Source organism: Sinorhizobium sp. CB7, assembly GCF_041357635.1.
Classification (GTDB): domain Bacteria; phylum Pseudomonadota; class Alphaproteobacteria; order Rhizobiales; family Rhizobiaceae; genus Rhizobium.
In genome coordinates this window covers 138,415-151,584 of sequence record NZ_JAULLL010000019.1, presented here as the reverse complement: position 1 = coordinate 151,584, position 13,170 = coordinate 138,415, and the positions used below count along the sequence as shown (strand labels likewise).

At 57.8% G+C, this 13,170-nt stretch carries 10 protein-coding genes; 8 read left to right on the top strand and 2 right to left on the bottom strand.

From position 1 onward, the window contains the following. The 6 genes from AAE029_RS28965 to exoR form a co-directional block, all read left to right on the top strand. Positions 1-354 (top strand): TOBE domain-containing protein (locus tag AAE029_RS28965; protein WP_371076360.1); only part of this gene is annotated, 354 nt, incomplete at its 5' end. Between the two features lie 134 nt (positions 355-488). Beyond that, a complete protein-coding gene (locus AAE029_RS28960) occupies positions 489-1,160 on the top strand; it encodes a protein-L-isoaspartate O-methyltransferase (protein ID WP_371076359.1) in 672 nt (223 codons plus the stop codon). Positions 1,161-1,605: 445 nt separating this feature from the next. After that, complete coding sequence (locus AAE029_RS28955) at positions 1,606-2,472, top strand: DUF2497 domain-containing protein (RefSeq protein WP_371076358.1); 867 nt, start codon at positions 1,606-1,608, stop codon at positions 2,470-2,472. A gap of 116 nt (positions 2,473-2,588) precedes the next feature. Then, positions 2,589-5,429 carry a valine--tRNA ligase gene (locus AAE029_RS28950; protein ID WP_371076357.1) on the top strand — a complete coding sequence of 947 codons (2,841 nt, stop codon included), beginning with the start codon at positions 2,589-2,591 and terminating at the stop codon, positions 5,427-5,429. A gap of 481 nt (positions 5,430-5,910) precedes the next feature. Then, on the top strand, positions 5,911-7,098 hold the full coding sequence (locus AAE029_RS28945; RefSeq protein ID WP_371076356.1) for an OmpP1/FadL family transporter: 1,188 nt from the start codon (positions 5,911-5,913) through the stop codon (positions 7,096-7,098). A 662-nt stretch (positions 7,099-7,760) separates the two neighbouring features. After that, positions 7,761-8,564 carry an exopolysaccharide production regulator ExoR gene (gene exoR, locus AAE029_RS28940; protein ID WP_371076355.1) on the top strand — a complete coding sequence of 268 codons (804 nt, stop codon included), beginning with the start codon at positions 7,761-7,763 and terminating at the stop codon, positions 8,562-8,564. Between the two features lie 37 nt (positions 8,565-8,601). On the opposite strand, the gene xth is transcribed toward exoR, so the two are convergent. Together xth and erpA are read right to left on the bottom strand one after the other, a co-directional pair. After that, the gene (gene xth / locus AAE029_RS28935; protein WP_371076354.1) at positions 8,602-9,390 is read right to left on the bottom strand and encodes an exodeoxyribonuclease III; all 789 of its coding nucleotides are present in this window, start codon (positions 9,388-9,390) and stop codon (positions 8,602-8,604) included. Between the two features lie 158 nt (positions 9,391-9,548). After that, complete coding sequence (gene erpA / locus AAE029_RS28930) at positions 9,549-9,881, bottom strand: iron-sulfur cluster insertion protein ErpA (protein WP_371076353.1); 333 nt, start codon at positions 9,879-9,881, stop codon at positions 9,549-9,551. 209 nt (positions 9,882-10,090) lie between these two features. Between erpA and AAE029_RS28925 the strand changes: the two genes are divergently transcribed. Beyond that, a complete protein-coding gene (locus tag AAE029_RS28925; RefSeq protein WP_371076371.1) occupies positions 10,091-11,308 on the top strand; it encodes a deoxyguanosinetriphosphate triphosphohydrolase in 1,218 nt (405 codons plus the stop codon). 57 nt (positions 11,309-11,365) lie between these two features. Beyond that, positions 11,366-13,126: an arginine--tRNA ligase gene (gene argS / locus AAE029_RS28920; protein WP_371076352.1), complete on the top strand. Its 1,761-nt coding sequence runs from the start codon at positions 11,366-11,368 to the stop codon at positions 13,124-13,126. The last annotated feature ends 44 nt before the right edge of the window (positions 13,127-13,170 follow it).

Sequence of the window (13,170 nt, the reverse complement as noted above, 5' to 3'; positions counted from 1 at the left end):
GTCTCGCTCGAACGCTCGAATGCGGACGTCTTGAGACTGCCGGTGGCGCCCGGCAACAACAGCCTTGCCGCCTATGCTGGCAAGCAGGTGGTCTTCGGCATTCGTCCGGAGGCTCTCACCGATCCCGACGGCGCCGATCGCAACGCGCAATCCCTTGCCGAAGGCAATTGCACGATCGAGGTCGTCGAACCGGCCGGCTCCGACACGTTTGCGGTAACGCGGCTAGGCGGCAAGGAAGTCGTGGCCCGGCTTCGCGCCGATGCCCGCATTCAGGCGGGCCAAAGCGCCCGGCTCGCCTTCAATCTCGACAAGGCCGTCTTCTTCGATCCCCAGAGCCAAGTGCGGATTGCGTGACAGCCGGTGCGACAGAACTGGACGCCGCCTGCGCAGGATTCTTATGCGACGTCGATATCCAAGCCTTGAAAGCCGTGCCTCTCAAGATTAAGAGACGGGAAAGAGACAATCCCGCTTTTTGAGGGCGACAGGACATGATGGATTTCGAAGCTGCACGGTTCAAGATGGTCGATAACCAGATCCGCACGACGGACGTGACGTCGCACTCTGTCCTGACCGCTTTCCTGACGGTTCCACGCGAAGCCTTCGTGCCAGAAAAGTCCAAGCTGCTTGCCTATATCGATAACGATATCGAAATCTCTGCCGCCGAAGAAGGCAAGCCGGCTCGCTACCTGATGGAGCCTTCGCCGCTTGCCAAGCTGCTCCAGCTCGCAGCGGTGACCAAGGAGGACACGGTCCTCGAAATCGGCTGTGGAACGGGATATGCCGCAGCACTCCTCTCGATGCTGGCTGGATCGGTCGTTGCGCTGGAATGCGACGAAAAGCTGGCCGCCGCTGCGACCGCGACGCTTTCCGAACTCGGTTACGGCAATGTGACGGTCGCGACCGGACCGCTTGAGAAGGGCTATCCGGATAAGGCTCCATACGATCTGATCTTTATCAACGGTTCCATTGAGGAGGTGCCGGCGGTCGTACTTGAGCAGCTCAACGATGGCGGCCGTCTCGTCGCCGTTCAGGGCTATGGACATTCTGCCCGCGCGAAGGTTTTCGTGCGCGAGCGGGGCGCCTTCTCCGGGAGTTCATTCTTCAACGCATCGGTCAAACCACTACCGGGCTTCGCCAAGGTGCGGGAATTCGTTTTCTGATCAGCTCGCATTCAGGATGTATCGGACGGGCGCCGATCGGCGCCCTTATATTTTTGTCACCACAGCCCCTTGCGTCTTTTCAGACGCACAAAGATCGCTGTAGCGCTTTGAACTGCTGCGTGGTTTATCCTTAAATCGATCCCGATTTCGAGCAATCCAGGAAAGTGCGAAGCGGTTTTCCGTTCGGAATTGCGTAAAACAAGAAGCTGGAGGGGTTCTGCGATTCTATGAAAAGCTGACCCCCTCCACGGAATCATGCAGTCGAATTTTTCGTGAAACGGACTTTAATTTTCCCTGCGGCCATGTCTCTGCAACAAATCTGTGCATCATGTAAATGAGTTGATTCGTTGTGATTTTTTTCAGTGGAAGAGTATCCTAAGGTAGCGGCGATTCGGATGCCGCTTCATGCCTTCGGATCGTTGTTTCAGGGATTGCGGGGATGAATATGGCTCAGCCAAGTGTAGCGCGTGAACCGTCCATGGAAGAGATTCTGGCGTCTATTCGCCGGATCATCGAAAGCAACGAACCCGGTGCGGGAAAGAATATTTCAACGGCCGTCCCAGCCGTCTATGCGGAGCGCGACGAGGAAGAGGACGACGAGATTCACTTGACTGTTGACGACTATGTGGACGCTCCGTTCCAGGGAAATGCATCCCCTGATCCGCGTTTCGTCGCAGCAAATTCTCCCGGTCCCGTACGTCAGTCAGAGGGGCCCTCTCGCACTCTTTCGCTCGCCGACGTTGCAGCGCGCGTCCGTGCTGCCTCCGAGCGCAATGCCGCGCAGCTCGTTCAGCAACGGGACGTATCTGCGCCGCGGGAGGTGCCCGCCGCGCTTGCCTCGCGCCTTGTCGAGGCGCCGGTGTCTGCACCGACGGTTCAAATTGCCGCGGAATCACCTGTTGCCGTTTCGTCAGTCATGGCGGCCCCCATCCAGTTTGAGGAAATAAAGCCCGTCGCCTATCAGTCCGTTGTTACTGAAGCCATCGCCGTGACCCCGGTGACGGAGCCGGTCGCGTCTGAGCATGCAGCCTTCGAAGAGCCGGCTATCGAAGTGGAAGATTTCCAGCCGCAAGTTCAGGAAGAGGAGCCGCGCCAGCCGCTTCTGTCGCCGGTTGCCGGCGCCCAGGTGGCCCGATCCTTCGGAGAGCTGGCGGCTGCCATCGATGGCGCCGAACGTCGCTCGCTCGACGAAATCGCGCAGGAAATGCTGCGCCCGATGCTGCAGGAGTGGTTGGATGACAATCTGCCCAGCTTGGTGGAACGCCTAGTTCGAGAAGAGATCGAACGGGTTGCCCGCGGTCCGCGCCGCTGAAAAATGCGGAAATTCAATGAAGCGCCGCTCCGGCTTTCCGGGGCGGCTTTTTTATTGACTTGCTTTCGGCCATCCTATTTACAACCCGCATCCATAATTTCGAAGTTGGTTCCAATATGCTCGACAAGACCTATGATGCAGCCGCCGTCGAACCGAAGATCGCCAAGATATGGGATGAGGAGGATGCCTTCCGCGCCGGCGCAAATGCCAAGCCCGGCGCCGAGACTTTCACGATCGTCATTCCGCCGCCGAATGTGACCGGGTCGCTGCATATGGGGCATGCGTTGAACAACACGCTGCAGGACATCATGGTCCGTTTCGAGCGTATGCGCGGCAAGGACGTTCTCTGGCAGCCAGGTATGGATCATGCCGGTATCGCCACACAGATGGTGGTCGAACGCAAGCTCATGGAGACGCAGCAGCATCGCCTCCAGATGGGTCGCGAAGCCTTCATCGAGAAGGTCTGGGAGTGGAAGACGGAATCCGGCGGATTGATCTTCAATCAATTGAAGCGCCTTGGCGCCTCCTGCGACTGGTCGCGCGAGCGCTTTACTATGGATGAGGGGCTTTCGGAGGCTGTCCGTGAGGTCTTCGTCACGCTTTACAAGGAAGGGTTGATCTACAAGGACAAGCGCCTTGTGAACTGGGACCCGAAGCTCCTGACGGCAATTTCGGACCTGGAAGTCGAGCAGAACGAGGTCAACGGCAATCTCTGGTATTTGCGTTACCCCTTGGAAGAAGGCGTCACCTATCGTCATCCGGTCGCCTTCGACGAAGACGGCAAGCCGACGGATTGGGAAACCCGCGACTATCTGGTCGTCGCGACGACGCGTCCGGAAACCATGCTCGGCGATACGGGCATCGCTGTTCACCCGAGCGACGAACGCTACAAGGCAATCGTCGGCAAGCATGTCATCCTGCCGATTGCCGGTCGCCGTATTCCGATCGTCGCCGATGAATATCCGGATCCGACGGCCGGTACCGGCGCCGTCAAGATCACGCCTGCACATGATTTCAATGACTTCGATGTCGGCAAGCGCAGAGGCTTGCGGGCAATCAACATCATGACGATCGAAGGCCGTATCACCCTTAAGGACAACGAGGATTTCCTCGAAGGGCTGCCGAATGCCGGCGGACTTCATGGAGCCTGGGACGAGCTCGAAGGCCAGGACCGTTTCGAGGCCCGCAAGATCGTCGTGCGCATATTCGAAGATGCCGGCCTTCTCGACAAGGTGGAGCCTCATAAGCATACAGTCCCGCATGGTGACCGCAGCGGCGTGCCGATTGAGCCGCGGCTTACCGAGCAATGGTATGTCGATGCGCTGACGCTGGCGCGGCCGGCCATCGAATCCGTCCGCAAGGGCAGAACGAACTTTGTCCCGAAGAATTGGGAAAAGACCTATTTCGAGTGGATGGAAAATATCCAGCCCTGGTGCATTTCCCGCCAGCTTTGGTGGGGACATCAGATTCCGGCTTGGTATGGGCCCGACGGTCAGGTCTTCGTCGAGAAGACGGAAGAAGAGGCCCTGCAGGCAGCTATCCAGCACTATCTCGCCCATGAGGGCCCGATGAAGGCCTATGTCGAGGATCTGCTGGAGAACTTCAAGCCGGGTGAGATCCTCACGCGCGACGAGGACGTGCTTGACACCTGGTTCTCCTCGGCGCTCTGGCCTTTCTCGACGCTTGGTTGGCCGGAGAAAACGCCGGAACTCGAACGTTATTATCCGACGAGTGTTCTGGTGACCGGGTTCGACATCATCTTCTTCTGGGTTGCCCGCATGATGATGATGGGCCTCCATTTCATGGAGGATGAAGACGGCAATCCGGCCGAACCCTTCCATACCGTCTATGTCCATGCGCTCGTGCGCGACAAGAACGGGCAGAAGATGTCGAAGTCCAAGGGCAACGTCATCGATCCGCTGGGACTGATCGACGAGTATGGTGCCGATGCCCTGCGCTTCACGCTTGCGATCATGGCGGCCCAGGGCCGCGACGTGAAGCTCGATCCGGCCCGCATCGCCGGCTATCGCAACTTCGGCACCAAGCTTTGGAATGCGACTCGCTTCACTGAGATGAACGGCGCCAAGAGCGATCCGCATTTCGTGCCGGAAGCGGCGGAACTGACCATCAACCGCTGGATTCTGACAGAGCTTGCCCGCACGGAACGTGACGTTACGGAAGCGCTCGAGGCCTACCGCTTCAACGATGCGGCGAGCGCGCTCTACCGCTTCATATGGAACCAGTTCTGCGACTGGTATCTGGAACTCCTGAAGCCGGTCTTCAGTGGCGACGACGAAGGCGCCAAGGCCGAAGCGCAGTCCTGCAGCGCTTACGTGCTGGAAGAGACCTATAAGCTGTTGCATCCCTTCATGCCCTTCATGACGGAGGAACTCTGGGCGCATACGGCAGGTGAGGGAATGTCGCGCAACCAGCTGCTCTGCCATGCAGCCTGGCCGGCTCCCTCCTATGCCGACAATGCGGCGGCTGACGAAATCAACTGGCTGATCGATCTCGTCTCCGGCATCCGCTCCGTGCGGGCGGAGATGAACGTGCCACCGGCCGCGACGGCACCGCTGGTCGTGGTCGGCGCCAACAGCCTGACACGCGAGCGGCTCTTGCGGCATGATGCGGCAATCCGGCGGCTTGCGCGTGTCGAGGAGATTTCGTTGGCGTCCGCTGCTCCCAAAGGATCGGCACAGATTGTCGTCAGCGAGGCGACAGTTTGCCTGCCGCTCGGTAATCTCATTGATCTTGCGGCCGAAAAGGCCCGGCTTGAGAAATCAATCGCAAAGGCCGATGCCGAGATGGCGCGGATCTCCGGCAAGCTTGCCAATGAGAAGTTTGTCGCCAACGCCAATCCGGATGTGGTCGCCGCCGAGCGCGAACGTCTGTCCGAGCTCGAAAGCCAGCGGGCGAGTCTTCTCGTCGCGCTTTCGCGGGTGAGCGAAGCGGGCTGAAGTCGAAGCCAAACGTGCTACAGAGTTAAGCCTGCGCTACGCCGCAGGCGGAAGCCGTGGACGCTCGCTTTCGGCCGCAGGGTAGTTGGGCGCGCGAGCGATACCTGCCCTTCCGCTCAGGCCGATTCGAGGTCTATTTGATAAGTTATTGCTAATATAAGTCGAATATTAAGCGTGGAAACGCGGGATTTATCGCATAAATTGTAGGAAATCCGTCGCGCCCAAGGGAGATCATCCTTAAAATCTGACTGTTGTGGGATTGTTACATCTCCTTTTCTCGGAGAAATAAAAACCTGTTAACGGCAGGTTAGCAATGAATATTAGGAAAAATTTTTCCCATTTAACCTATGATTTGTCGGCTGCGCAAGTTTTTGCGTAAGTCATCGGACGCGACGAGGGCTGGGGAAGACGGGGAGGCCAAGTTGCCATTTGTCAGCTTGCCCTCCAGACTGCGCGCAATTTGTCGCATGCTGGGGAGACGATGACATTGCGTTTGTTTTTCAAGGGGGTACTGGCGCTTGCCTTCTGCTCGGCGCTGCCCGCTTCCACGTTGGCTGGCGGCTTTTCACGCGGAGAGGCTGACACCGATATTCTGTTCGAGGACGGCAATGTCGTCGTCCGTTCCGGCATCATTGGCGTATATCCTCAGCGTGATTTCAAGACGATTAACGGCGCACCCGCAAGCGACGGCGTCTTTTCCGACGATTATTTCATTCCTAGCGTAGCGGCAAAGTTCAGGATCAGCGAAAATCTGGCCTGCGCCGCCACCTATACCCAGCCTTTTGGTGGATCATCCACCTATGGCCCGCAAGCGCAGGCAGCCGATGGGGCAGTTGATCCTTGGGATCTGGGAGGCGGTTTTGTCTTGCCGGGGAATTACAAAAAACACGAGGAATTCACGACCCATGAATATGGGGCTACCTGCGACATAAGCTTCTCCGCTGGCCCAGGCGATCTGCACCTAATCGGCGGCGGGTTTGTGCAGTCCTTTTCGTACACGCAGGATACGCTTTACGGCAAGCTCCATCTGGAGGATGACGGCGCACCGGGATACCGGGCGGGAATTGCTTACGAGATTCCCGAATATGCGATGCGTGCCCAGTTGATGTACCGCTCGGAGGTGCACCAGAAAGCGGAAGGCGACTTTTCGCCCGATTTTCTGGCTCGGTTCCCCTTCCTCGGGGTTAATCAAACAGCCTTCGCACATGGTTCCGGCAGTCTGCCGCAGTCTCTCGAATTGAACCTGCAAAGCGGCGTTGCTCCCGGATGGCTTGTCTATGGTTCCGTCAAATGGACGGACTGGAGCGTTCTGCAAACGCTCAACTACACAATCGAAAATCCATTGGGCGACCAGCAGATCGACTTCTTCTGGAAGGACGGTTGGACGATCCAGGGCGGCGTCGCGCACGCATTCACCGACAAAGTGGCTGGAACGATCAATCTGACCTGGGATCGGGGCGTCGGCACTGGTGTGGACATCATGACGGACATGTGGACGATCGGTGCCGGTACATCGATCAAGACGGAACTCGGCGAGCTTAGATTCGGCGTGGGCGTCACCTACATGGAAGGGGGCAGCCAGTCGGTTGCCAAAGGCGCCAATTTCGATGCGACCGCAGGAGAAGATTGGGTGCTGGCATTTTCAGGTTCCTACAAAATTAGTTTCTAGTGTCCTCAGATAATATGCCACTCCATTTTGTGACGTTTCAGCAACAGTTTATTACGAGAGTTTACCTATGATGGCAGTGGGCAAAATTTGTCCATTTCCCGCCACAAACAGGGCGCAGCGATATTGGCGGGCGAGGGGCAAGCCAGGCGTAGAACGTGCGTAAACAGGTATTATGGGTCGGATTCCACTTAGGCTTAACGGATATTCTGGATCTTCTGGCGGTATGGCCGCGGAAGCGGAAATTTCGCTTTTTCTGCAAGGTGCTCGGCCCAGATATTCAGATCTCCAACGAACCGAACTGAGGCGGTTCGTGCCGAGGCCGGATGGGGCTCTCAAGCGCCCTCGAACGGATCATATTCACAAAAGTGCACGTTTGGACACAATTGTTGTTTACGGTCAGGATGACGATCGGCGAGCTGAAGATTGGTGCCGTCGGAATGATGCCGCAGGCATCGCAGATGGGCTGCGCCGCATGTTGGGCGGTCTAGGGAGATGCACAGGGACCTTGCCCCTCGCAAGGGCGGAAAATGGCTTGAAGCGACGCGGAAGGGCGGGGCGTGCAGCCCGCCACGCAAAGTCGCTCGCCGTCAGGAAATACCTCCGCGGGCCCGCCAGCAAAAGGATTGGCGGCCTGCCGGATGGAGGGAAAGAAACCGACTGCTATGCTTACATCTGAGTACAGATCAGTGACAACAATGGCCCTAGGCATGTCGCTCGCCATTCTGGTAGCGCTTGCCGGCCCGGCGCACGCATTTGACATCAATGCCGGCGTCACGAAGGAATCCGGCCCCTTCGATCTCTTCAAGTTCGGTTTCAAGGCTTACAAGAACGGACAGAAGGAAGAAGCCGTCGAGGCTTACAAATACGCCGCAGAGAAGGGCCATACCGGTTCGCGCTGGGCGCTCGCGAATATGTATGCCTATGGCGACGGCGTGGCTCAGGATGATTTCGAGGCCTTCAAGATCTACAGCGAGATTGCCCAGCAGGGCGTCGAACCCGGGTCGGAAGACACGGGTTTTTTTGTAAACGCATTGCTCGCTCTCGCGAATTATTACAAGCACGGCATTCCGGGCAGCCCGGTCAAGATTGATCTCAGCCAGGCACGCCAGCTCTATTTCCAGGTTGCTTCCACATTCGGTGTCGCCGAGGCGCAATTCCAGTTGGCCCAGATGATGCTTGCCGGCGAAGGCGGCAATCCCAATGTGCAGCAGGCAAAGAAATGGCTGAACCAGGCGCGCAAGAGCGGGCATCCTGGCGCCATGGCGGTGTTTGGAAACATCCTTTTCCAGGAAGGTCAGGTTCCGCGCGGTCTCGCCTTCATGACGGCTGCTCTCGACAAGTGCAAGCCGAAGGATTGCGACTGGATGGAATCGCTGCAGGAACAAGCCTTCTCGATCTCCAGTGAGAAGGACCGGCGCACAGCAGTTGCCCTGTCGCACAGCCTCGATGTCAGCGGCGCCGACTAAAGATCGTTCCGTCTTACACGACCATCGGAAGTCAGTATCAGGCGGGGAAATTGAAATGGGCGACGACCGGCACGTGGTCGGACGGCTTCTCCCAGGCGCGGACATGTTTTTCGATGGCGGCTGACGTCATCCGGTCAGCCGCTTCCGGCGACAGCATCAGGTGGTCGATGCGAATGCCGTTATTCTTCTGCCACGCACCGGCCTGATAATCCCAGAACGAATAGAGCTGTGTGCCGTCCGTGGCGGCTCGGACGGCGTCTGTAAAGCCGAGATTTTCGAGCCGGCGAAACGACCGGCGCGTCTGCGGTAGGAAGAGCGCGTCGTTTTCCCAGACTTTGGGATCGAAGCAGTCATGCGGTTCCGGGATCACATTGTAGTCACCTGCGAGAATGAGCGGTTCCTCCAATGCAAGCCGCTCGACCGCAAAATCCTTTAGCCGCTCCATCCAGGCGAGCTTATAGACATATTTCTCCGTTTCAGCCGGATTGCCGTTCGGCAAATAAAGGCAGCAGACTCTAAGTGCACGGCCTGAAACCGAAAACACGGCCTCGATGAAGCGTGCTTGTTCGTCGGCATCATCGCCCGGCAAGCCGCGGGTAACCTCGTCAGGCTTGCTCTTGGAAAGGATCGCAACGCCATTGAAGCCCTTCTGGCCGTGCGTTTCGACATGATAGCCGAGCGCTTCGATCTCCAGGCGAGGAAAGCCGTCATCGACTGTCTTGATTTCCTGCAGGCAGACGATATCGGGATTCGAATCCCTCAACCACTGGCAGAGATTGTCGATTCGAGCTTTCACACCATTGATATTCCAGGTGGCAATCTTCATGCGGCGCGCGCTCCTCTGCTTCGGCAATTCTTTTATCGGCAGGTGTCGGCGCTGGCCACTCGAATTTCAAAGAGCGCATCATTGATGCGTGGAAAAATCGGGCGGATGCAGCGACCGTATCCGCCCGATGAGCTTCACTTTGCGTAGGTGTTGTAACGTCAGATCGAGAAACTGGTGCCGCAGCCGCAACTTGCAACTGCGTTCGGGTTTTTGATCTGAAAGGACTGGCCAAGCAGATTATCGACGAAATCGATCTCGGATCCGGCCATGTAGATCAGCGAGAGCTTGTCGATCAAAACCGTTGCGTCGCCTTTTTCGACAACGACATCATCATCGTCGGCCGCTTCGGCGAGGTCGAACTTGTAGGAGAAACCGGAGCAGCCGCCGCCTTCGACGGACACGCGAAGCGCGCTCTTACCTGCCTCCGAGCTGACGATAGCCGCGATTCGCTTTGCGGCCGCATCCGATAGGGTTACACTTGTCTCTGCCATGTTTCCTCCTGCCGGGGTCAAGATCCGGAGAGAATTGAATTTAACGTCCGCAATTCAAACGCCTGATATTGAAACATTTTAGCATCTGGCTGCGAACGGGAACAGTGGGCAGCGCGTTATGAGAAGGCGCCGTTTTGCTGTTTGTCAGGACAATAGGTATGAAGACAGCGAAGCGGCGTCAATGGGCAGTCGCCGGCATAGGACAGAGAATGACGATCGACAGGCAGGTATTGGGTTTTGGTTACGGTCAGCGGGCGGTCTACGCCGCCGATCCATGGACAACGCGTGGCCGGCTTTTTGCGGAGGCATCGAGCCCGACGCGCTCGGAATTTCAGCGCGATCGCGATCGCATCGTGCACGCGACGGCATTCCGAAGGCTGAAGCACAAAACGCAGGTCTTCATCGCGCAGGACGGCGATCATTACCGCACGCGGCTCACGCACACGATCGAGGTTGCCCAGATCGCCCGAGCGCTCGCCCGAGCGCTCAAACTCGACGAAGACCTGGCGGAAGGCGTAGCGCTTGTTCATGATTTCGGTCACACACCGTTCGGACATACCGGTGAGGACGCTCTGCATGAGGTTCTGAAGCCCTATGGCGGCTTCGATCACAACGCGCAATCGCTGCGCATCGTGACCAAGCTCGAACGTCGCTATGCCGAATTCGACGGCCTTAATCTGACATGGGAAACGCTCGAGGGCCTTGTGAAACACAATGGTCCGTTGCTGACGGCGGACGGGCAGGGCACGCGTGGTCCTGTTCCCCAGCCTATCCTCGACTATTGCGAGCTCAACGACCTGGAACTGGCAAGTTTTGCCAGCCTCGAGGCGCAGGCGGCCGCGATTGCCGATGATATCGCCTATAATACACACGATATCGATGACGGTCTGCGATCTGGCTACCTGAAGTTCGAGATGCTGGAAGAGATTCCGTTCCTTGCCGGATTGATGCAGGAGGTGCGCGATCGTTATCCTGGCCTTGAGGATAGCCGGTTCACGCACGAAATCATGCGGCGGCAGATCACCCGTATGGTCGAGGACGTCATTTCCGTGGCTCAGGAGCGCCTGGCGGAGCTGAAGCCCGAGAGCGCCCAGGAAATCCGCAATGCCGATCGTGTCGTCGCCACCTTTTCCGAGGCGATGGCGGAGACGGATAGGCAAATCAAGCGAATGCTCTTCAAGCACATATATCGCAACGCCGACATCATGCGCATTCGCGCGGGTGCAGCGCAGATCGTTACAGATCTTTTCGGTGCCTACATGAGTGATCCCCGGCAGATGCAGAGCCATTACTGGGTGGATCACATTGCGGGTCTCAAGGAGGTGGCCAAAGCGCGCCATGTCGGCGACTATCTGGCAGGCATGACCGACACTTACGCGGTCAGTGCCCACAGGCGATTGTTTGACCATACACCCGATTTGCGATAGGCAGCGGGCGCCCTGGCGGAACCTGCCTGGAGCTCAGCCTATGCGTGGAAAAATACGATGAACCTTTTCACTGATTTCGAAGCCAGAATTAAGGACGCCCTCGATGCGATCGATTTGATCAAGGAGAAGCGACCGGAGCTCGATTTCGGTCGCATCGGGGTGGAGCCGCCGCGCGACGCAAGCCATGGCGATGTTGCGACCAACGCTGCGATGGTGCTGTCAAAGCCGCTCGGCACGAACCCCCGCGCTCTGGCCGAAGTCATTGCCGCGAAGCTGAAGGAGGATGCCGACGTCGCCGAGGTGTCGGTGGCTGGTCCCGGCTTCATCAATATCCGGCTTTCCGTCGGCTACTGGCAGCGGCTCCTCGCCTCGATGATTTCTGCCGGCATAGACTTTGGCCGGTCGGCGATCGGCGAGGGCAAGAAGGTCAACGTTGAATACGTATCGGCCAATCCGACAGGCCCGATGCATGTCGGCCATTGCCGTGGCGCCGTTGTCGGCGACGCGCTCGCAAACCTGCTCGCCTTTGCCGGCTATGCGGTAACGAAAGAGTACTATATCAACGACGCCGGCTCTCAGATTGACGTGCTCGCGCGTTCGGTCTTCCTTCGCTACCGCGAGGCGCTGGGGGAAAACATCGGCGAAATTCCGCCGGGTCTCTATCCCGGCGACTATCTCGTTCCGGTTGGAAAGGCGCTTGCCGAGGAGTTCGGCACGAAGCTGCGTGTCATGCCGGAGGAGCAATGGCTGCCGATCGTCAAGGACCGGGCCATCGACGCGATGATGGCGATGATTCGAGAGGATTTAGCGGCGTTGAACGTCAAGCATGACGTTTTCTTCTCCGAGCGGACCCTGCATGCTGATGGTGCGGCGTCTATTCGCAAGGCGATCAATGACCTGACCTTCAAGGGCTACGTCTACAAGGGGACGTTGCCGCCGCCGAAGGGACAGTTGCCGGAGGATTGGGAGGATCGCGAGCAGACGCTCTTCCGCTCGACGGAAGTGGGCGACGATATCGATCGGCCGTTGATCAAGTCGGATGGCTCCTACACGTATTTCGCCGCCGACGTCGCCTATTTCAAGGACAAGTTCGATCGCGGTTTCAACGAGATGATCTATGTGCTCGGCGCCGACCACGGCGGCTATGTGAAGCGGCTCGAAGCCGTGGCGCGCGGTGTTTCGGATGGGCAGTCCAAGCTGACCGTGTTGCTCTGCCAGTTGGTTAAACTCTTCCGCAACGGTGAGCCGGTCAAGATGTCGAAGCGCTCCGGCGACTTCGTTACCTTACGTGATGTGGTCGACGAAGTCGGTCGCGATCCGGTGCGGTTCATGATGCTCTATCGAAAGAATTCCGAGCCGCTCGACTTCGATTTTGCCAAGGTTACTGAGCAGTCGAAGGATAATCCTGTCTTCTACGTGCAGTATGCTCATGCGCGCTGTATGTCCGTCTTCCGTCAGGCAAACGAAGCGTTCCCCGGCCTCAATGTGGGAGCGCAGGATCTGGCTGGCGCGGTGGCGGGAGAGATCTCGGATCCGGCTGAATTGCAGCTTGTCGCAAAGCTCGCGGAATTCCCTCGTGTGGTCGAGGCTGCGGCGCAGTCGCAGGAGCCGCATCGCATCGCATTTTACCTGTATGATCTGGCAAGTTCCTTCCATGCACATTGGAACAAAGGTAAAGATCAACCTGAATTACGATTTGTTAACGATAAGAACCGAGAATCAAGTATTGCCAGACTTGGGCTGGTGTACGCTGTCGCGTCGGTTTTGAAGTCAGGTCTCGCTATTACCGGGACTGCCGCACCGGATGAAATGCGATAAACGTCACCATTTCCCCACAATGCGCTGGCAATAAACCTGTTGCA